Origin of the sequence: Mesorhizobium sp. LjNodule214, assembly GCF_964252735.1 — a bacterium.
GTDB lineage: Bacteria > Pseudomonadota > Alphaproteobacteria > Rhizobiales > Rhizobiaceae > Mesorhizobium.
Genome location: NZ_CAXUPE020000001.1, coordinates 1,107,684 through 1,127,762 on the forward strand (window position 1 = coordinate 1,107,684; position 20,079 = coordinate 1,127,762).

The window sequence follows — 20,079 nt, forward strand, 5'->3', positions numbered from 1 at the left end:
GTCGGCACACGAGCTTCGCGGTCGCGAAGCTCGTGAGACGGGGTGGGGGTCGCGACGACCCATGCCCCACCCCCCACCCGACCGCTGCGCGGTCACCCTCCCCACATGGGGGAGGGTAAAGGGCGCCCTGCATGCACTTTGGACCCCATCTCCTACTCGCCGCCCTCGAAGGCCTCGTCACCTCCGCCGTGCTGGCGCTGACGGCGCTTGGCCTGTCGCTGGTGTTCGGCGTCATGCGCGTCGTCAACGTCGCCCATGGCGAGTTCTTCATGCTGGGCGCGGTGCTGGCCTGGGCGATTTCGACGGCGATTTCGGGCCACCCGGCGCTCGGCTTCCTGGCAGCTCTTGTGCTGGCGCCATTGATCGTTGGCGCCATTGCGCTCGTCGCCGAGCGGCTGGTGCTGCGCCGGCTCAATTACAATCCCGAAGCCACCATCGTCGCCACCATCGGCATGCTCTACATCATCCAGCAGCTGGCACTGACCTTCTACGGTCCGGAAGCGCGCCCGGTGGAGCCGCCTTTCAGTTATCGCATCCTTCTGCCATGGTTCGGCTATTCCGGCTACAAGCTGTCGGTCATCGCGGCCTCGGCGCTTCTGCTCGTCGCAACGTGGCTGGTGCTGACACGCACGAAGATCGGCCTTGTCATGCGCGCCACCCAGTATGACAGCGAGACGGCGCAAGCCTTCGGCATTCCGGTCGACCGCGTCTATGGCGGCGTCTTCGCGCTCGGCGCCATGCTGGCGGCCATCGCCGCGGTGCTGATCGTGCCGATCAGCCAGGCGCACTACCTGATGGGGCAGGATCCGCTGCTGCTATCCTTCATTGTCGTCATCATCGGTGGCCTTGGCTCGCTGCGCGGCACCGTCGTCGCCGCCGTGCTGATCGGCCTGTCGGACGGCATCATCTCGGTGTTCTTCTCGCCGACGCTGGCCAAGATCATCGCCACTTTCCTGGTCGCCATGGTGCTGGTGTTCCGGCCGCACGGCCTGTTCGGGACGGCGTCGCGATGACCGAAGCATCGCCGGCAAAGCCCTATGCGCTGCATCTCGGCGCCATCGCCCTGCTCTTTGCGCTCAGCTTCGTCCTGCCGGACTATCACCACGGCCTGCTCGCCCGCATCATGGTGCTGGCGGTCTTCGCCATGGGCTACAACATGCTGTTCGGCTATGTCGGGCTGCTCAGCCTCGGCCACGCCATGTTCTTTTCCGCCGGGCTCTATGGCGCCGGGCTAACCGTCTATCATCTCGGATGGAACGTGCCGGCCGCCTTCGCCGCCGGCCTTGCCTGCGGCGCGCTGCTGGCGCTGGTGATCGGTGTGCTGGCGCTGCGCACCACGGGCGTCGCCTTCATGATCGTCACCATGATGTTCGCGCAGGTGTTCTATCTCGTCATCCTCTATTTCGCGTCATGGACCGGCGGCGACCAGGGTCTGGTCGTTCAGCAAGCGGCGCGCGTCCTTGTCCTCGGCTCAGCGTCGTTCGACCTGACCCACCCGACCGTGCGCTACATGAGCGCTCTGGCATTGTTTTCGATCGTGCTGCTCGTCACGCTTGCCATCGTTCGCTCCAGATACGGCCGCGTGCTGGTCGCCATCCGCGAGAACGAGGAGCGGACGAAGATGCTGGGCTACGACACCTTCTCCAACAAGCTCATCGCCGTCGTCGTCTCCGGCACCATCTGCGCGGCCTCGGGTGCGGCCTATGCGCTGCTGTTCGGCTATGTCGGCTCGAGCTTCGCTTCGGTGCAGTATTCCATCCTGCCGCTGCTCTGGGTGCTGCTCGGTGGCGCCGCCACCACTCTTGGTCCGTTGATCGGCACGCTGTTCATGTACTATATCATCGACATCGCCAGCGGCTTCACCTCGGCCTATCTGCTGATCGTCGGCATCGCGCTCATCCTGCTGGTTCTGTTCTTCCCGAAAGGCATTCTGGGCTCTATCCGCCAGCGCTGGCTTGGGTGGCTGCCATGATGCCGCTGCTGACGACCAAGGGCCTGTCGCGCAGTTTCGGTGGCCTGCGCGCGGTCGATGGCGTCGACTTCGCGCTGATGCCGGGCGAGATCCGCGCCGTCATCGGTCCCAACGGCGCCGGCAAGACCACCTTCGTCAGCCTGGTCAGCGGCCGCATCCAGCCCTCGTCAGGCATGATCGTCTTCGATGGCGCCGACATCACCAACCTGCCGGCCTACGCCAGGGTTCGGCTCGGCGTCGCCTACACCTTTCAGATCACCAGCGTCTTTGCCAACCTCTCCGCCTACGACAATGTCGCGCTGCCGGTGCAGCGCACGCTGACTGATGGCCGCTCGAAGGGCGCTGTCCGCACCGGCGTCATGGCGGCGCTCGAGCGCACCGGCCTCGCCGACCGCGCCCACATGCCGGCCGGGCAGCTCTCATATGGCCATCAGCGCCTGCTCGAAGTCGCGATGGGCCTGGCGCTGAAGCCGCGCCTGCTGATCCTCGATGAGCCGACGCAAGGCCTGGCCGACAGCGAGATCGACAATTTCATAGAACTCGTGCGCGAGATCGCCAAGAGCGCCACGGTGCTGCTGATCGAACACAACATGCCTGTCGTCATGCAGCTTGCCGACCGCATCACCGTCTTCAACGCCGGCAGGATTCTCGCCGAGGGCACGCCCGAGGCGATCCGCGAAAACGCCGAGGTGCAGGAAGCCTATCTGGGGACGACCCCATGACCGAAACACCGCCTGAAGCCTTAACAATCTCCGGGCTCGACTGCTTTTACGGCGAAGTCCAGGTGCTCTACGGCCTTGACCTTGTGCTGAACAAGGGCGAGGTGCTGTGTCTGTTCGGCCGCAACGGCGCCGGCAAGACGACGACCCTGAAGGCGATCATGGGCCTGGTTCCGGCAAGCGCCGGCTCGATCAGACTCGACGGCAAGGAATTGACCGGCCTGCCGGCGCATGAGGTGCCGAAGGCCGGCGTCGCCTATGTGCCGCAAGGCAGACGGCTGTTTGCCGAGATGACTGTGGCTGAAAACATCGAGATCGGCCTGATGACGCGCGCCAAGGGCAAGGCGACGCGCGAGAACGTGCTCGACCTCTTCCCGCTGCTGCGCCAGCGGTTGAGACAACGCTCCGGCACTCTGTCGGGCGGCGAGCAGCAAATGCTGGCCATGGCCCGCGCGCTCTGTCTCGAACCGCAGGTGCTGTTGCTCGACGAGCCGACCGAAGGGCTGATGCCGTCGATGATCGCAAAGATCCGCGAGACGGTGGCCAAGCTGCGCGAGCTCGGGGTGTCGACCATCCTCGTCGAGCAGAGGGTCGATGCCGTGCTGTCGGTCGCCGACCGCGTCTGCTTCATCGAGAACGGCCGCAACCGCGAGACCGTCGATGTCGAGGAGCTGCGCGCGGACCCTTCCGCCGTGCGCCGCTATGTTGGCGTCGGCTGATCAGCCGAAGAACAGGAAGCCGGCGATCAAGAATGTCGGGATCAGCACCAGCCCCGACCACGCCATATAGCCGAAGAAGCCCGGCATCTTGACGCCACGATGTCTGGCGATGGCAAAGACCATGAAGTTCGGCGCATTGCCGATATAAGTGTTGGCGCCCATGAACACCGCGCCGACCGAGATCGCCGCCAGCGTCGAGGCAGCCTCCGTCATCAGATGCTGAGGATCGCCCCCGGCGAGTTCGAAGAACACCAGATAGGTCGGCGCATTGTCGAGGAAGGACGACAGCGCCCCGGTCAGCCAAAAATAGGCGAGGTCGTTGGGCTGGCCCGTGGGCGAGGTGACGAGCGCGACCAGCGGCGCCAAAGCGCCTTCGTGACCGACCCTGAGTATGGCGATGACCGGCACGATGCAGATGAAGATGCCGGCAAACAATTTTGCGACTTCGGCGATCGGCCCCCAGGTGAAGCCGTTCGCCTCGCGATGGCTCTTGTATGAGACACGAAGCGACAGGAAGGCCAGCGCCAGGATGATGGCGTCGCGCACGAGGTTCTGCAGCTCGAGCCCGATGCCAAGGATGGAAAGGCTGATACCCGGCTTCCAACTGGCGGAAAGCAGGATCGCGCCGATCACGCCGGCCAGCAGCGGCAGGTTGGCCAGGCCGCGCAGCCGCACTGTCGTATCCGGCGTCGGATCCTTGATCTTCGGCGCGCCGCCTTCGCGGCGGTGCAGGACGATGTCGATCGCCAGGAAGACGATCAGCACCAGGCCGCCGACAAACAGGGTCTCGCGCCAGAGATTCGTGGTCGTCCAGAAGAAATCGACGCCGCGCAGGAAGCCGACGAACAATGGCGGATCGCCAAGCGGCGTCAGCGAGCCGCCGATGTTGGAAACCAGGAAGATGAAGAAGATGACGACATGGGCGTTGAACGGCCGGTTGTCATTGGCGCGCAGGATCGGCCGGATCAGGATCATCGAGGCGCCGGTGGTGCCGATGACCGAGGCGAGGATGGCGCCGATCAGCAGCAGCGCGGCATTGACCTGGGGCGTGCCATGGATGTTGCCGGCAAGCAGGATGCCGCCAGAGATCGTGTAGAGCGCAAACAAGAGGATGATGAAGGACATGTATTCGCTGAGCAGCGTGTGCAGCACCGCTTCGCTCGCCGAAGGGATACCGAATACGATCGCCAACGGCACCACCACCAGTCCCGCCCACAGCGCGGTGATCTTGCCGTAATGGTGCTCCCAGATATGGTGGAAGAGCAGCGGCCCGGTGGCGATCGACAGCAGCAGGCCGGCAAAGGGCAGCGCCCACCACAGCGACATCGTCGCGCCGGGCAATTCGTGGGCCTCCGCCGCGACGGCCAGTCCCGGAAACAGGAGAATGGCGACGGCCAAGGTGCCCGCCGCCAAAACCGTAGACAATCGTCTGAAGCCCCCCCGGTGCCTCACGGGTCTAGTCCGAGGCTTGGTCTTCGAGCGTCACGCCGGCCTCGCGCATCCGCTTCAGCATCGCCTCGACGGAGCCGTTGAGGTCGATGCCGCGGCAGGCGTCGAGCCGCACCGTCGTCTTGAACCCTTGCTTGACCGCATCGAGCGCCGAAAAGGCGACGCAGAAGTCGGTCGCCAGGCCAACCAGGGTCACTGTGTCGATGCCGCGCTCGCGCAGATAGCCGGCGAGACCCGTCGGCGTCGTATGGTCGTTCTCGAAAAAGGCCGAATAGCTGTCGATCGCCGGGCGGTACCCCTTGCGGATCACCAGCTCGGCCTTGGTCCAGGCCAGACCCGAGTGGAAATCCGAACCGAGACTGCCCTGGATGCAATGGTCCGGCCACAATGTCTGCGGCCCATAGGGCATATCGATCATCGTGAAGGGCTGCGAGCCCGGATGGCTGGAGGCAAAGCTCGAATGGCCGGCCGGGTGCCAGTCCTGGGTCAGCACGACATGCTCGGTTCGCCGGATCAGATCGTTGACCAAAGGCACGATTTCGTCGCCGCCGGCCACGGCCAGCGCGCCGCCCGGACAGAAGTCGTTTTGCAGGTCGATGACAACAAGCGCTTCGTCGGCCATGGGGCCTCCTTCTTCTCTGTCTCGGCTCAGGCTCCACCGCCGACGCGACCGGACGCAGAAACTTGACCAGATGGCCGGCGGCGTCAACCTCCAGTGTCATAACAAATGCGTGCCGACCCAACCGACGCAAGCCGCGGCGCAAACTCTGGCTTTGACAATTCCTGCCGGCTTGATATCATTTGCATACGAATGAATTTGACCGGTCCGGACGCCGGCAGGATCCGTCGGGAGGCCCCTTCGAGGCGGCCCTTTTCTGGGAAGGTCCCTTTTGTTTTGGAAGGTAGGGCGTGATCCGTTACGCGAAACCCACCACGGTCGACGAGGCGCTCGCTTTGCTTGGCGAGGATCGCTGGCGCATTCTTGCCGGCGGCACCGATTTCTATCCGGCACAAGGCAGCAAGCCTTTTCGCGACAATGTCCTCGACATTAACGGTCTCGCCGCGTTGCGCGGCATTGTCGAGACCGACAACCACTGGCTGGTCGGCGCGCGCACCACCTGGACCGATCTCATCCGCCATCCGCTGCCGGCCGCATTCGATGCTTTGAAGCAGGCCGCGCGCGAAGTCGGGTCTGTCCAGATCCAGAACGTCGCCTCCATTGCCGGCAATCTTTGCAACGCCTCGCCCGCTGCCGACGGCGTGCCGGGATTGCTGGTGCTTGATGCCGAGGTCGAACTGCGCTCGGCACAAACGACACGTCATCTGCCGCTGCAAGAATTTATCCTCGGCAATCGCCGCACCGCCTTGCTGCCGGGCGAGATGGTCACCGCCATTCGCGTCCCGAAACCCGCTGCTACCGGCACATCCGCCTTCGTAAAGCTTGGCGCGAGGCGCTATCTCGTCATCTCCATCGCCATGGTGGCAGCGCGCCTGACCATCGAGGGCGGCATCGTCAGCGACGCCGCAATCGCCGTCGGTTCCTGCTCGGCGGTCGCCAAGCGTCTTGCAGCTGTTGAGGCAGCCTTGCGCGGCCTGCCTACAGATCGGGCGCTTGCCGTTGCGGTTCAATCCGCGCCGATGGACGAACTGTCGCCGATCGGCGATGTACGAGGCAGCGCCGAATACAGAATTGATGCGGCGCGCGAAATTGTTGCCCGGGCCGTCCTCGGTGCGATCGGCCATGCCGCCGACGAAAAGGTGGCAGCGGCATGAGTATGAATCGCGCCGACATCGCTTTCGAGGTCAACGGCGCCGCCGTCAGCGTCTCCGTGCCGCCGGTGCGGCGGCTCTCGCAGGTGCTGCGCGACGAGTTGCGGCTGACCGGCACCAAGGTCGGCTGCGACGCCGGTGACTGCGGCGCCTGCACGGTGCTGGTCGACGGCGAGCCGGTCTGCGCCTGCCTGATGCCGGCGGCCTCGGCGGCCGGCGCGGCGATAACCACGGTCGAAGGCCTAGCCAACGGAAAACTTTCGGCGCTGCAGGCCTCGTTCCTCGATCATGGCGCTGCGCAATGCGGCATCTGCACGCCCGGCCTGCTGGTCGCAGCAACCGCGCTTCTCGAAAACAATCCTTTCCCGAACGAGATCGAGACACAGGATGCGCTGGGAGGCGTGCTCTGCCGCTGCACCGGCTACCGAAAGATCGTCGCGGCGGTGATGGACGCCTCACGCCATGCCAATGGGCTCGATCACCGTATGCCCGGTTCCGGCCATGCCGTCGGCGCCTCGCCGGTCCGCCTCGATGGCTTGCCCAAAGTCACCGGTGGCGAGAGGTTCGGCGGTGATTCCTTCCCGGCTGATGCGCTGGCAGTGCTGGTGGTCCGCTCGCCGCACTATCGCGCCCGGTTCACCTTCGGCGACCTGGATTCCTGGGCGAGGGCCCGTCCCGGCGTTGCCGGCGTCTTCACCTCCGCCGACATTCCGGGAAAGAACTGTTTCGGCGTCATCGGCCCCTTCGCCGACCAGCCCGCCCTGGCGGAAGGGTTTTCGCGTTTTCGCGGCGAGGCGGTGGCGCTGGTTGCCGGCGAGCGTGAGGCCATCCTCGATCTCGACCTTGCGGATTTTCCGATTGCCTGGACCGAACTGCCCCATTTGCTGCAGCCCTGTGAGGCGCAGGTCGACGGCGCCGAACTGATCCACCAGCACAGGCCGGCGAACCTGCTCACCTCCGGTTTTGTCGAACGCGGCGACCCCGACGCGGCGCTCTCCGGCGCCGCAGCCATCGTGTCTGGCACCATCGACACCTCCTATGTCGAACACGCCTACATCGAGCCGGAAGCCGGCTATGCCTATATGGACGGCGACACGCTGGTCGTCGTCGCCTGCACGCAGGCGCCGTACATGGACCGCGACGACACGGCCAAGGTGCTTGGCCTTGCCGTCGACAAGGTGCGCATCGTGCCGACCGCCACCGGCGGCGGTTTTGGCTCGAAACTCGATGTTTCGCTGCAGCCTCTCATCGGCCTTGTGGCAATGAAGACGGGACGGCCGGCGGCACTTGCCTATACCCGCAATGAATCGATGATCTCGACCACCAAGCGCCATCCGGCCGAGATGCAGGCGACCATCGGCGCCGATGCCGACGGCCGCATCGCCGGCATGGTTTTCTCGGGTGATTTCAACACCGGCGCCTATGCCAGCTGGGGCCCGACGGTCGCCAACCGCGTGCCGGTGCACGCGTCCGGCCCCTATGCCACGCCGAACTACCGCGCCGAAGGCCGCGCCATACACACCAACGGCCCGATCTCCGGCGCCTTCCGCGGCTTCGGCGTGCCGCAGGCGACGATCATGCAGGAGACGCTCTACGATGAATTGGCCGGCAAGCTTGGGTTGGACAGGCTCGATTTCCGCTTGAAGAACTGCCTTCGCAACGGATCCGAAACGGTTACTGGGCAAAAGCTGGACTCCGGCGTCGGCATCGCCGAATGCCTCGAGGCGCTGCAGCCGCATTGGACGCGCGCCCTGGCCGAAACGGAGCTGTTCAACGCCGGCAGCAGCACAAAAAAACGCGGCGTCGGCGTCGCCTCCTGCTGGTATGGCTGCGGCAACACTTCGCTGCCCAACCCCTCGACCATCAAGGTCGGCATCTCGGCCCAGGGCGAGGTCGTCCTGCATCAGGGCGCCGTCGACATCGGCCAGGGATCGAACACGGTCATCACCCAGATCTGCGCCGACGCGCTCGGCCTGCCACTGGAAAAATTCCGACTAAAGAGTGCCGATACCGCCATCACCCCCGACGCCGGCAAAACATCCGCCTCGCGCCAGACCTTTGTCACCGGCAAAGCCGCCGAAAAGGCCGGCCGTGCCCTGCGCGAAGCGATCCTGCGCTTCGCCAATGTCTCTGAGAGGGCGGCGATCGCGCTTGACGGATCGAGTCTCGCCATCCGCGAGGGCGAAGCGACGCGGCGGGTCGATCTCTCGACGCTGCAAGCCGACAACGATGGCCTCGTCTTCGTCGCCGAGGAAACTTACGACCCGCCGACGCTGCCGCTCGATGCCAAGGGCCAGGGCAAGCCCTATGCGCTCTACGGTTATGGCGCGCAGATCGCCGAACTCGAGGTCGACCTCAAGCTCGGCACGGTCAAGCTGATCAAGATCACCGCGGCACACGATGTCGGCAAGGCGATCAATCCTTTGCTCGTCGAAGGCCAGATCGAGGGCGGGATCGCGCAAGGCATCGGCATGGCGCTGATGGAGGAATACATCCCCGGCCGTACCGAGAATCTGCACGACTATCTGATCCCGACCATTGGCGACGTGCCGCCGATCGAGACCATCTTGATAGAGGTTCCCGATCCTGAAGGACCGTTCGGCGCCAAGGGGCTGGGCGAGCATGTGCTGATCCCGACGGCGCCGGCGATCCTCAACGCTATCAGACACGCCACGGGCGTGCTGGTCACCAAGGTGCCGGCGACGCCGAGCCGCATCCGCGCGGCGATCCGCGACAAGGAGGCACGCCAATGAGCGAGCTTGCCGAACGTTTCGAAACCCACGACCCCGGCGAAAAGCAGGTGGCGGAGAAGATCCGCTGCGATGCCTGTCCGGTCATGTGCTACATCGCCGATGGCCGCACCGGCGCCTGCGACCGCTACGGCAATGTCGGCGGCCGCATCGTGCGCATGGATCCGCTGACCATCCTCGACCATGCGGCCGAGACCGGCGGTGCGGTCGTGCCTTTCGTTGCCGAGGGCGAGGCGTGGAACGGCGAGCTGGTCAACACCGGGCGCCGTTTCGTCACCGCGATTGGCGCCGGTACCACCTATCCCGACTACAAACCGGCCCCGTTCATCGTCAGCCAGCAGGTCGAGGGCGTCGATCTCGTCACCGTGGTGACGGAGGGCATCTTCTCCTATTGCGGCGTCAAGGTGAAGATCGACACCGACCGCCATATCGGACCCGAAACGGCGACCGTGCGCGCGGAAGGCGAGGCCATCGGCCATGTCACGACGGGGGAATACGGCTCGCAGATGCTGTCGCTGGGCGGCGTGCATCACCTGACCGGCGGCTCCAAGGCCGAAGGGCGCGCCACTTGCGACGCACTGCTCAATTTGTGCAGCCGCAAGCCTGTCGCACTCACCATCGACGGAGGTGCCACAATCATCGTCGAAGCCGGCAAACCACCCGTCATCGACGGCAAGGTCGAGCACCGCATGCGCGTCGGCTGCGGCTCGGCCACCATCGGCATGTTCGCCACGCAGTGGCGCGGCCTGGTCGACGAAGTGGTGGTGGTCGACGACCACATCACCGGCGTCGTCTCCGAGCATCAGGCCGGCAAGGTGCTGGGCTGGCAGGATACCGGAATAAAAATCATCGGCCGCCGTTCGACGCCCGGCCGCTATTTCAAGGTGTCGGAGCCCGGTCTCGGCTGGGGCGGCACGAGCATTTCCGACCCGCTGTCGATCCTCGGCGAGTGGAATGCCAAGAAGGGGGCGCGTCCCGGCCTTTCGCTGCTGATGGTGTCGACCACCGGCGAGCAGTTCGCCTATTACGAACTCGACGACGATTTGAAGCCGGTCGAAAAGCCGTTCCCGGAACGGCTGCAGAAGTCGGTCGGTCTGATCGAGGAGAATTGCGAGCCGGCGCTCTGCACCGTGCTGTTCATCGGCGGTGCAGGCGGCTCGCTGCGCGCCGGCGTCACGGAGAACCCGGTCAATCTCACCCGCTCGGTGCAGGGCCTGAAGACCTACGTCACGGTCGGCGGCGCGCCGGTCTATGTCTGGCCGGGTGGCGGCATCACTTTGATGGTCGACGTCACCCGAGTGCCGGAAGGCGCCTTCGGCTATGTGCCGACCCCGGCGCTGGTGGCGCCGATCGAATTCACGCTGCGCCGCGACGACTATGTCAGGCTGGGCGGCTACGAGGCCGAGATCCGCAGTGTCGAGGACATCCTTGCCAAGGGCGGCGAATATCTCAATCCGCGTCGCGGCACCGGTGCGCCGATAAGCAATCCCTGGCCGCCGCTGGCGCAGCTGCGGCGCGCGGCGAACGGGGCCGGCTGATGAACGGCCCGCAGGCGCATTGGCTTGATGACGGAAGGCGGCTGCATCTCAACCACGGCCCGATCGACCTCATCATCGAGGCCTTTGGCCCGGCCGAAGAATGTCGAGCAGCCTGTGGTCAGGCGGTCGCACGCTTCCAGACGATCCTGACCGAGTTGGTCGATGAACTGCCGGAACTGCGTAAACCAGCGGGACTTGGTCCGCGCGTGTTTTCGGGTCCAACGGCACACCGGATGGAAGCGGCGGTTGCGCCGCTGTCAAAAAACTTCATCACGCCGATGGCCGCCGTCGCCGGCTCGGTAGCCGACGAAGTGCTTGCTGCTCTGCTTGCCGGCCGAAAGCTCGACCGCGCCTATGTCAACAATGGCGGCGACAGCGCCATCCATCTCGGCGCCGGCCAGTCGATCACCCTCGCCATTGCCGGTACCGGCCACGGCCTCGCGGACCGCATCACCATCCGCGCCGAGGACGGAATTCGCGGTGTCGCAACCAGCGGCTGGCGTGGCCGCTCCTTTTCGCTGGGTATCGCCGATGCCGTCACCGTGCTGGCACGGACCGGCGCCGAGGCCGATGCGGCCGCGACATTGATCGCCAATGCAATCGATCTGCCCGATCACCCCGCCATCAAGCGCGAGCCTGCACGCGATCTGGCGCCCGACAACGATCTGGGCAACCGCTTGGTGACGACGGCTGTCGGCCCGCTTTCACCGGCAGAAATCGGCACCGCACTGGACAGCGGGCTCGCTGTCGCCGATGATTTTCGCCGAAATGGCCTGATATCAGCTTCGGCGCTTTTCCTTGCCGGCCAAACCCGCATCAGTGGCTCCATGGCGCTTGCCGCGCCCACAAAAATCCCAGGGAAGGAAGTTGCCCATGCCTGAGTTTCCGATCCGCAAGATCGCGGTTCTGACGGAAGAAATCTTTCACGACGGCGGGCCGGCGCCAAATGAGCCGCGCCGCCGCGCCGCGGCCCTGGCGCTGGTGAAGAACCCCTTCGCCGGTCGCTATGTCGAGGATCTGCAGAGCGCCATGGACGATCTGAAGCCGCTCGGGCTGATGCTCGCCGACCGACTGATCGCAGCACTTGGCGGCGACGTGAAGCAGATCGATGGTTACGGCAAGGGCGCCATCGTCGGCTCCGCCGGTGAACTGGAGCATGGCGCGCTGTGGCACGTACCGGGCGGTTACGCGATGCGCGAGCGGCTCGGCGACGCCAAGGCGATCGTACCGTCGGCAAAGAAGGTCGGTGCCTTCGGCTCGAAGCTCGACGTGCCGCTCGGCCACATCAACGCTGCCTATGTGCGCAGCCATTTCGACGCCATGGAAGTCGGCGTCAGCGACGGGCCGCGTCCCGATGAGATCCTGTTCTGTCTGGCGATGACCTGCGGCCCGCGCATTCACGACCGCATGGGCGGTCTGGCGGCCAGGGACATCAAGGCATGGGATGGGCTGCGGTGAGCGCCGGAGAGGAAATCAGGCTGAAGCTGGTCGAGGCCGAAGAGCCTGAGGAGAACGACTACCATCTGCAGGAGCAGGTCGGCTTCATCCTGCGCAAGGCACATCAGCGCCATGTTGCGATCTTCGCCGCCCACATCGCCGATCTGACGCCGCCGCAATTCGCTGCTCTGGCCAAGCTGCACGACGTCGGCGAGACCTCGCAAAACCAGCTCGGCACCCTCATCGCCATGGACGCGGCGACGGTGAAGGGCGTCATCGACCGGCTGAAGGCGCGCGGCCTGGTCGAGCTTTCCAAGCACGAGGTCGACAAACGGCGCCTGCTGGTCAATCTGACCGCTGAGGGCCGCGATGCGATCGAGCGGCTGATCCCGCTTGCCCGCGACATCACAGCGGAAACGCTGGCGCCGCTGTCGGCCAAGGAAGCGGCCACCTTCATGCGGCTGCTGGCCAAGCTAGCGTAGGACGCACTTCCTGAAGGCCCACGAAAAAGCCCGGCGCGAAGCCAGGCTTTTTCGTTTCAGCGAGACGTCTGGCCGACTCAGTGATCCATGGCCTTGACGATCTCTTCCGTCATCTTCTTGGCGTCGCCGAGCAGCATCATGGTGCCGTCCTTGTAGAACAGCGTGTTGTCGATGCCGGCATAGCCGGAGCCGAGCGAGCGCTTGACGAACAGGCAGGTGCGGGCCTTGTCGACGTCGAGGATCGGCATGCCGTAGATGGGCGAGGACTTGTCGTCGCGCGCGGACGGGTTGGTGACGTCGTTGGCGCCGATGACATAGGCGACGTCGGCCTGCGCGAATTCCGAGTTGATGTCCTCGAGCTCGAACACCTCGTCATAGGGCACGTTGGCTTCGGCGAGCAGCACGTTCATGTGGCCGGGCATGCGGCCGGCCACGGGGTGGATTGCGTATTTGACGTCGACGCCATTGGCCTTGAGCTTGTCGGCCATCTCGCGCAGCGCGTGCTGCGCCTGGGCGACCGCCATGCCGTAGCCGGGCACGATGATGACCTTCTGCGCATTCATCATCAGATAGGCGGCGTCATCGGCCGACCCCTGCTTGACGGTACGCTCGATGCCGTCGTCCGCCGCTGCAGCCGTCTCGCCGCCGAAGCCGCCGAGGATGACGGAGATGAACGAGCGGTTCATGCCCTTGCACATGATGTAGGACAGGATCGCACCCGACGAGCCGACCAGCGCGCCGGTGATGATCAGCGCCAGGTTGCCGAGCGTGAAGCCGAGTGCCGCCGCCGCCCAGCCCGAGTAGGAATTCAGCATTGAGACGACCACCGGCATGTCGGCGCCGCCGATCGGGATGATGAGCAGCACGCCGAGCACCAGCGAAGCCACCACGATCAGCCAGAACACCAGCTTGGATTCGGTGGTGACCAAAAGCACAATCAGCACGACGAGGGCGATGCCGAGCGCGATGTTGATGAAATGGCGGCCGCCGATCATGATCGGCTTGCCCGACATGCGGCCGTCGAGCTTGAGGAAGGCGATCACCGAGCCGGTGAAGGTGATGGCACCGATGGCCACGCCAAGGCTCATTTCGATCAGCGCCTGGGCATGGATGTCGGCGACCGTGCCGATGCCGAAACTTTCCGGCGCATAGATCGCGGCAGCCGCCACCATCACGGCGGCAAGCCCGACGAGCGAGTGGAAGGCGGCGACCAGCTGCGGCATCGAGGTCATGGCGATACGCCGCGCGGTGACGGCGCCGACCGAACCGCCGATCAGCAGCCCGAGCACGATCAGGCCGAAGCCACCGGCCGTAGGGGTGGCCAGCGCCAGCGTGGTGGCTATGGCGATGCCCATGCCGATCATGCCGTACATGTTGCCCTGGCGGCTGGTGGTCGGGTGCGACAGGCCGCGCAGCGCCAGGATGAACAGGATGCCGGAGACCAGATAGAGGAAGGAAGCGAAGTTGGCGTTCACGTCACTTGTCCTTCTTCTTGTACATGGCCAGCATGCGCTGGGTGACGAGGAAGCCGCCGAAGATGTTGACCGACACCAGCATCAGCGCAACGAAGCCGAAGCCGGTGGCAATGCCGGACGCCGAAATACCGACGGCAAGCAGCGCGCCGACGACGATCACCGAGGAGATGGCGTTGGTGACGGCCATCAGCGGCGTGTGCAGCGCCGGCGTGACCGACCACACGACGTAGTAGCCGACGAAGATCGCCAGTACGAAGATGGCGAAACGGAAGACGAACGGGTCGATGGCGCCGCCGGAGAGGGCATGCGCGGCGTCACCCGCCGCCCCGGTGGCGGGCGCCGTGGCCAGATCCTGTACGGCGAGCCGCACGGCGGCGGTCGCCTGGTCGAGCTGGTCGAGAGCTTTCTGCAAGGCGTCCATCACGCGATCCCCTTCGGCTTGGCAGCGGACTTGCCCGTGGCGACTTTCTTGTCGGCTGCCTTTTTCGGCGCGGCCTTCTTCACCGACGCGTCGGCGACCATGGTCTTCGCCGGGATTGTCGCCGGTTCGACATGCGGCTCGGCCGCCTTGGCGAAGGCCGGATGCACCACCCTGCCGGCATCGGTCAGCATGGTTGCCTTGACCAACTCGTCATCGCGCTTGATGGCAAGCGTCTTCGTCGTCTTGTCGACCAGCGTCTCCAGGAAGGCAAAGAGGTTCCTGGCATAGAGCAGCGAGGCCGAAGCGGCGACGCGGCCCGGCACGTTGAGATGGCCGACGATCTTGACGCCGTTGGCGGTCGTCACGACCTTGCCAGGCACGGCGCCCTCGACATTGCCGCCGCGTTCGACGGCGAGGTCGACGATCACCGACCCCGGCTTCATCGACGCGACCATCGCCGCCGAAACCAGCTTCGGCGCCGGACGGCCGGGGATCAGCGCCGTGGTGATGACGATGTCCTGCTTGGCGATGTGCTCGGCGGTCAGCGCCGCCTGCTTGGCCTGGTATTCCTTCGACATTTCCTTGGCGTAGCCGCCCGCCGTCTCGGCCGCCTTGAATTCCTCGTCCTGGACCGCCAGGAATTTCGCGCCGAGCGACTGTACCTGTTCCTTCACCGCCGGACGCACGTCGGTGGCGGTGACGACGGCACCAAGCCGGCGCGCGGTGGCGATCGCCTGCAGGCCGGCGACACCGACGCCCATGATGAAGGCCTTCGCCGCCGGCACGGTGCCGGCCGCCGTCATCATCATCGGCAGGGCCCGGTCATACTCGGCGGCCGCGTCGATCACCGCCTGGTAGCCGGCGAGATTGGCCTGCGAGGACAGCACATCCATCGACTGCGCGCGGGTGATGCGCGGCATGAATTCCATCGAGAAGGCGGTGACGCCTGCCTTGGCCAATGCCGCGACTGCCGCATCGTTGCCATAGGGGTCCATGATCGCGATGACCGCCGCACCCGACTTGTAGCCCTTCAGCTCCGCATCCGTCGGCCGGCGCACTTTCAGCACCACATCGGCCTTGGCGGCATCGCCGGCCTTGCCGATCGCGGCGCCCGCCTTGGCGAACTCTTCGTCCGGAATGCGCGAGGCCGTGCCGGCGCCGGCTTCGACGACCACGTCGAGACCCAGCCCTGCCAGCCGCTTCACCGTATCGGGCGAGGCCGCGACGCGCGGCTCGTTCGCGTCGAGTTCACGAGGGATGAAAACCGTCTGTCCCACCGCATGATCCTTTCGGCTGGAACCTGTTGCGCAAGACGCCGGCCGGACCCTCCGGCAGCGTCCCTGGCGAAGGATTTCGGAAAGTCTATCGGAGAATGAAGGCGCCGGCAGCCAGGATCAGGGCACAGAGGATGGTCGCCGAGAAGAAGCCGCCAACGAAGAAACCGAACGCCATCGCGATAACTATGGCGAGGCAAAAGAGCGAACCGTACTTGGCCAGCGCCAAGAAGCCCGTATAGGTGCGGTCGTGCTCGGCATAGTCCATCTTCGCGCCCAGTTCGACAGGACCGGACGGCGTGTGCTCAGCCATAGGAATACCCCTTCGAAGACATCTTTGAGGCACATAGCGAAAAGCCGGGCGGAGAGCAATGGCGCTATTGCCGCATCGCCGGAGACAACAGCCTCAAAGGAAAGTTGAAAGCCGTCCCGCCCTGGCGGGTCCCTGGCTTTCGTGGGGAGTGACGGGTCCGGATCTCAGCCCGCCAGGTGCGGGAACAGTCCGAGCAGGCCGGCGATGATCAGATAGATCGCGACGATGTAGTTCAGAAGCCGCGGCATCACCAGGATCAGCACGCCTGCAATCAGCGAGATCAAAGGGGTGAGCGCGATCGCGGAAATGGTCATGCTCTTGGTCCTTTCTCGAGTTGCTGTCCGCCGTCCTCAGCCGATGCAGCGACGGTATCTGTCGCCACGACAACGCCGGCACGGCCGGAAAGCTCCTTGCCGGTGCTGTCACAAAGACCGTGAAGGCTCAGGCGGCTTCGGGGAAATACTTGGCCGTCGGCAGGATGGTCAGCGGTGCAAGCTCGCCGGTCCGCGCCTTCGCGAACAGCATGCGCCGTTCCAGCGCCGTCGAGTGGAAGAACGGGTAGCGCTGCAGCGTCGGCGCCATGTTCTGCTCGCACAGCGATTCATAGAAGAAGATCGGCATGGTGAAAGGCGGATAGATACGCGGCTCGCCGACCTGCACCGAGCCGAAGATACGATGATAGAAGGCCGTGTGCTCTTCGCGGATCATCGAAATGCAACTCGTCGCATTGAAGAACGTGTTGGCGATGACCGCGAGCCGCAGCGTGACATAGGGCAGGGCCCGGTGAGTCGACGACAGTTGCGGGTCGACCGCCAGCCGGCTGGGATCGATGAAGGTTTCGCCCCGCGCCAGGCGCAGGAGCAGCCTGTCGCCGAACACCGTCATGATTGGCGCTTCGGGGCTCTCGCGGGTCAGGTGATGAAGCCTGACGGTGCTGACAAGCTCGCCGTCCATGAAAACGCCGAAACAATAGCAGTTCGGGACGTCGTCCAGATGATCGGAAAGCTTCTGCTCGACAATAGTGTCAAGCAGGCCGTGTGAATGGAACGCCTTGTAGCGCAGCCGCGAGATCGCTTCGAAATCCTCGCCACTTTCGCAGCGCCGATACTCGACCCGCTCCAGAAGTTCGAGCACGTTGCGCGCGAACAGCGAAGGAGGCTGAGGCCTGGCCGCCGAAGCCGCCGCAGGCAGACCTGACTCACGCATGTCCATATTCTTCCCTCGTACCACCGCAGGAGAACAATATCGGACGACAGAATGAACAAGAAGATAAAATTACGATCGTCTGCGTTTACCGAAGGTTAACCTTAACAATTGGTTAACGCCATCGACAATTCGACTCCTCTTGAGCCGGCTTTTCAAGCGTGATCGTGGATCAGGGTGAATCAGGTGGTGGCGCGCTTTGCGACCGGGCGCAATTCCGCGGCAAAGGGCCAGGTCACATTGGACATGGTCTCGATGCCCGATGCGCTGAGCGCGGCGCCGAAGAGGAAGCCCTGGACCAGGTCCGGCTTCACCGAATGCAGCAGGATCTTGAGCTGTTCGAAGGTCTCCACGCCTTCGACGGTGACAGTCAGGCCGAGAATCCGGGTCAGGTCGACGACGCCCTTCAAGAGGTCGAGCGAGCGCGGGTTCTGGGTGACGTCCATCAGGAACGAACGGTCGATCTTGATCTTGTCGAGCGGCAGCTTGTGGAGGTAGCTCAGGCTCGAATAGCCGGTGCCGAAATCGTCGAGCGCGATACGCACGCCAAGCTGCTTCAGCTCCTCGATGTACTGCCGTGTCAGCGACTTGTCGTCGAGCAGCGCGGTTTCGGTGACTTCGATCTCCAGGCGGGCGGCCGCGAGCCCGGACGTGACCAGCGCGTCGCGGACCTTCTGGATGACATCGCTGTTGCGGAAATCCTTGGCGGAAAGGTTGACCGAAACGCTGGTCTGGTCGGGCCATTTGGCGCATTCCGCGCAGGCCGCCTGAAGCACGAAGGTGCTGATCTCGGAAATGATGCCCATCTCCTCGGCCAGCGGAATGAAGATGCTGGGCGAAACCGGCCCAAGATCGGGATGATCCCAGCGGCACAATGCCTCGCAGCTGGCGATGCGCATCGTACTCATCGACACGATCGGCTGATAGACCACGCGCAGGCCCTTGCTCTCCACGGCGCTGCGTAGATCCGCCTTCATCAGCTGACGGTTGCGGAAGGCGGCGTCCATCGCAGCCTCGAACAGCCGCCAGTTGTTCTTGCCGAGCTCCTTGGCCTTGTAGAGCGCCAGGTCCGCCTTGACGATCATGGCGTCGACGTCGGTGTCCTCCACCTTGGACAGCACCGCGCCGGCGCTGGCCTGGATGCGCAGCCCATGTCCGGCGACGTCGACTTCGCCCTGCAGGTCGCCGAAAATCTGGTCGAGCAGGCTGGTCAGGTGGCTTTCGTCCTCGATGCGGTCGAAGAAGACCATGAACTCGTCGCCGCCGAAGCGGCTGACGGTTATGCCTTGCCCGGCAACCGCCGCCAGCCGCTCCGCGACGGCATAGATCAGCCCGTCGCCGACCGGGTGGCCCAGCGTGTCGTTGACGCTCTTGAAATCGTCGAGGTCGAGCACGGCCAGGCCGCAGAGACGGTCGCGGTCGCCGGAGGCCATCGATTCCCCGACCAGCTCGTGGAAATAGGCGCGGTTAGGCAGCCCGGTTAGGCTGTCATAGCGCGCCATGAAGCGGATCTTTTCCTCGGCCTCGACGCGGGCCGTGACATCCTCGAAAGTGATGACGCCCAGATCCTGGCTGCCTTCGCGGGCCGAAAACTCGTAGTGCTGGCCGGTGGAGAAGGAAACCAGCACCTTGCGGTCGCGCCCTTCGCGCAGCGCCCGCGTCAGCTGCGCCTCGACATAGCGGCAATCCTTCGGCGCCAGCATGCCGCCGGCAACGCCGCGCAGGAGCAGCGAATGGATCGATCGCCCGAGCAGCTGGTTCGGCGATTTGAGCGACATCAGATGCGCGGCCTCGGCGTTGCCGACCACCACCTTGCCGTCGGGGCCAAGCATCACCAGGCCATGCGACATTGTGTTCAGCGCCCGGTTGAAGCGTTCAGCCAGCCTGGCCGCGGTCTTGCGCTCCGAAATGGCGTCGAAAAGCACCGTGCGGACGTGAGCGGCCATTCGGGTGATGATGAAGATGAACGGCACGATGTAGAGGCCGAGGATGAAGGTGGGCACGTCGCCCTTGAGCATCAGTCCGATCGCGATCGGCAGCACGACCGTGAAAGCCTGCACCGCGACCATGGTCTTGGAGCCGTAATTGCGACCGACGATCGTCACCGTCGAGCCCATTATGACGGCGATCGAAGCACTTTCTCCGAACATATCGGGGATGAGGTAGATGGTCGTGAGGCAGAAAAGCCCCATGAAGAAAGCCTGGATGGTGCCGCCGACCAGATAGTAGCGTTCCCAAGTCTTAGCCGCTTCATAGCTGTCGAAATTGCCTTCGCGCTGGCCCTTGCGGATGCCGTAATAGCGGTAAAGGCCGGCGGCGAGCATGATTGCCGCCAACGCGAGGTAGGCCGGATGCTTTGAGGTGAAATAGACAAGAACACCGATGAGTCCGTGGCAAAAAGCGCCGATCAGCAGGATTCCGGGATCGTTGAACAACGATCGCACGAACCCAGCGTAGACGTCCTCACCTATTTCTCCGGTTTTGTGTTCTTGCATGGCCCGCGGTGTCGCACGAACCGCAGTCATGTCATATTCGCATTAAGAAAGGTTTAGAGAGG

Annotated in this window: 19 protein-coding genes; 10 read left to right on the forward strand and 9 right to left on the reverse strand. The window is 64.6% G+C overall.

Annotation, left to right across the window (positions count from 1 at the left end):
• Positions 1-131 precede the first annotated feature (131 nt).
• Genes ACSQ3Z_RS05450 through ACSQ3Z_RS05465 form a run of 4 tightly spaced genes read left to right on the forward strand, consistent with a single transcriptional unit; the run spans position 132 to position 3,410 of the window.
• Entirely contained in the window at positions 132-1,013 is an 882-nt protein-coding gene (locus ACSQ3Z_RS05450; RefSeq protein WP_436170323.1) for a branched-chain amino acid ABC transporter permease, read from the forward strand.
• Positions 1,010-1,972: a branched-chain amino acid ABC transporter permease gene (locus ACSQ3Z_RS05455; RefSeq protein ID WP_436170324.1), complete on the forward strand. Its 963-nt coding sequence runs from the start codon at positions 1,010-1,012 to the stop codon at positions 1,970-1,972. The genes ACSQ3Z_RS05450 and ACSQ3Z_RS05455 overlap by 4 nt, the downstream gene beginning before the upstream one ends.
• Positions 1,969-2,694, forward strand: a complete 726-nt coding sequence (locus ACSQ3Z_RS05460; RefSeq protein WP_436170325.1) for an ABC transporter ATP-binding protein — start codon at positions 1,969-1,971, stop codon at positions 2,692-2,694. Before ACSQ3Z_RS05455 ends, ACSQ3Z_RS05460 begins: the two co-directional genes overlap by 4 nt.
• Entirely contained in the window at positions 2,691-3,410 is a 720-nt protein-coding gene (locus ACSQ3Z_RS05465) for an ABC transporter ATP-binding protein (RefSeq protein WP_436170326.1), read from the forward strand. The genes ACSQ3Z_RS05460 and ACSQ3Z_RS05465 overlap by 4 nt, the downstream gene beginning before the upstream one ends.
• Here the strand turns inward: ACSQ3Z_RS05465 and ACSQ3Z_RS05470 are convergent, their stop codons facing one another.
• Together ACSQ3Z_RS05470 and pncA are read right to left on the reverse strand one after the other, a co-directional pair.
• Positions 3,411-4,736, reverse strand: coding sequence for a sodium:proton antiporter (locus ACSQ3Z_RS05470; RefSeq protein WP_436171838.1), 1,326 nt, complete (start codon positions 4,734-4,736; stop codon positions 3,411-3,413).
• 130 nt (positions 4,737-4,866) lie between these two features.
• A complete protein-coding gene (gene pncA, locus ACSQ3Z_RS05475; RefSeq protein ID WP_436170327.1) occupies positions 4,867-5,481 on the reverse strand; it encodes a bifunctional nicotinamidase/pyrazinamidase in 615 nt (204 codons plus the stop codon).
• 287 nt (positions 5,482-5,768) lie between these two features.
• Here pncA and ACSQ3Z_RS05480 point away from each other — a divergent pair, with 287 nt between their 5' ends.
• From ACSQ3Z_RS05480 to ACSQ3Z_RS05505, 6 genes are read left to right on the forward strand one after another with little or no spacing between them, the layout of a single operon-like run.
• Positions 5,769-6,632: an FAD binding domain-containing protein gene (locus ACSQ3Z_RS05480; protein ID WP_436170328.1), complete on the forward strand. Its 864-nt coding sequence runs from the start codon at positions 5,769-5,771 to the stop codon at positions 6,630-6,632.
• On the forward strand, positions 6,629-9,382 hold the full coding sequence (locus tag ACSQ3Z_RS05485) for a molybdopterin-dependent oxidoreductase (RefSeq protein ID WP_436170329.1): 2,754 nt from the start codon (positions 6,629-6,631) through the stop codon (positions 9,380-9,382). Before ACSQ3Z_RS05480 ends, ACSQ3Z_RS05485 begins: the two co-directional genes overlap by 4 nt.
• Complete coding sequence (locus ACSQ3Z_RS05490) at positions 9,379-10,917, forward strand: 6-hydroxynicotinate reductase (RefSeq protein ID WP_436170330.1); 1,539 nt, start codon at positions 9,379-9,381, stop codon at positions 10,915-10,917. The genes ACSQ3Z_RS05485 and ACSQ3Z_RS05490 overlap by 4 nt, the downstream gene beginning before the upstream one ends.
• Entirely contained in the window at positions 10,917-11,798 is an 882-nt protein-coding gene (locus tag ACSQ3Z_RS05495) for a UPF0280 family protein (RefSeq protein WP_436170331.1), read from the forward strand. Before ACSQ3Z_RS05490 ends, ACSQ3Z_RS05495 begins: the two co-directional genes overlap by 1 nt.
• On the forward strand, positions 11,791-12,375 hold the full coding sequence (locus ACSQ3Z_RS05500) for an amino acid synthesis family protein (protein ID WP_436170332.1): 585 nt from the start codon (positions 11,791-11,793) through the stop codon (positions 12,373-12,375). The genes ACSQ3Z_RS05495 and ACSQ3Z_RS05500 overlap by 8 nt, the downstream gene beginning before the upstream one ends.
• Complete coding sequence (locus ACSQ3Z_RS05505) at positions 12,357-12,836, forward strand: MarR family winged helix-turn-helix transcriptional regulator (RefSeq protein ID WP_436170333.1); 480 nt, start codon at positions 12,357-12,359, stop codon at positions 12,834-12,836. Before ACSQ3Z_RS05500 ends, ACSQ3Z_RS05505 begins: the two co-directional genes overlap by 19 nt.
• A gap of 77 nt (positions 12,837-12,913) precedes the next feature.
• Here ACSQ3Z_RS05505 and ACSQ3Z_RS05510 read toward each other — a convergent pair whose 3' ends face one another.
• The 7 genes from ACSQ3Z_RS05510 to ACSQ3Z_RS05540 form a co-directional block, all read right to left on the reverse strand.
• A complete protein-coding gene (locus tag ACSQ3Z_RS05510; RefSeq protein WP_436170334.1) occupies positions 12,914-14,311 on the reverse strand; it encodes an NAD(P)(+) transhydrogenase (Re/Si-specific) subunit beta in 1,398 nt (465 codons plus the stop codon).
• A gap of 1 nt (position 14,312) precedes the next feature.
• Positions 14,313-14,732 carry a proton-translocating transhydrogenase family protein gene (locus tag ACSQ3Z_RS05515; protein WP_436170335.1) on the reverse strand — a complete coding sequence of 140 codons (420 nt, stop codon included), beginning with the start codon at positions 14,730-14,732 and terminating at the stop codon, positions 14,313-14,315.
• Complete coding sequence (locus tag ACSQ3Z_RS05520) at positions 14,732-16,009, reverse strand: Re/Si-specific NAD(P)(+) transhydrogenase subunit alpha (RefSeq protein WP_436170336.1); 1,278 nt, start codon at positions 16,007-16,009, stop codon at positions 14,732-14,734. The genes ACSQ3Z_RS05515 and ACSQ3Z_RS05520 overlap by 1 nt, the downstream gene beginning before the upstream one ends.
• An 85-nt stretch (positions 16,010-16,094) precedes the next feature.
• Positions 16,095-16,319 carry an aa3-type cytochrome c oxidase subunit IV gene (locus tag ACSQ3Z_RS05525; protein ID WP_436170337.1) on the reverse strand — a complete coding sequence of 75 codons (225 nt, stop codon included), beginning with the start codon at positions 16,317-16,319 and terminating at the stop codon, positions 16,095-16,097.
• Positions 16,320-16,483: 164 nt separating this feature from the next.
• A complete protein-coding gene (locus tag ACSQ3Z_RS05530) occupies positions 16,484-16,633 on the reverse strand; it encodes a DUF3096 domain-containing protein (protein ID WP_006202401.1) in 150 nt (49 codons plus the stop codon).
• 127 nt (positions 16,634-16,760) lie between these two features.
• Positions 16,761-17,525, reverse strand: a complete 765-nt coding sequence (locus tag ACSQ3Z_RS05535; RefSeq protein WP_436170338.1) for an N-acyl amino acid synthase FeeM domain-containing protein — start codon at positions 17,523-17,525, stop codon at positions 16,761-16,763.
• Between the two features lie 179 nt (positions 17,526-17,704).
• The gene (locus ACSQ3Z_RS05540; RefSeq protein ID WP_436170339.1) at positions 17,705-20,017 is read right to left on the reverse strand and encodes a putative bifunctional diguanylate cyclase/phosphodiesterase; all 2,313 of its coding nucleotides are present in this window, start codon (positions 20,015-20,017) and stop codon (positions 17,705-17,707) included.
• Positions 20,018-20,079: the final 62 nt, after the last annotated feature.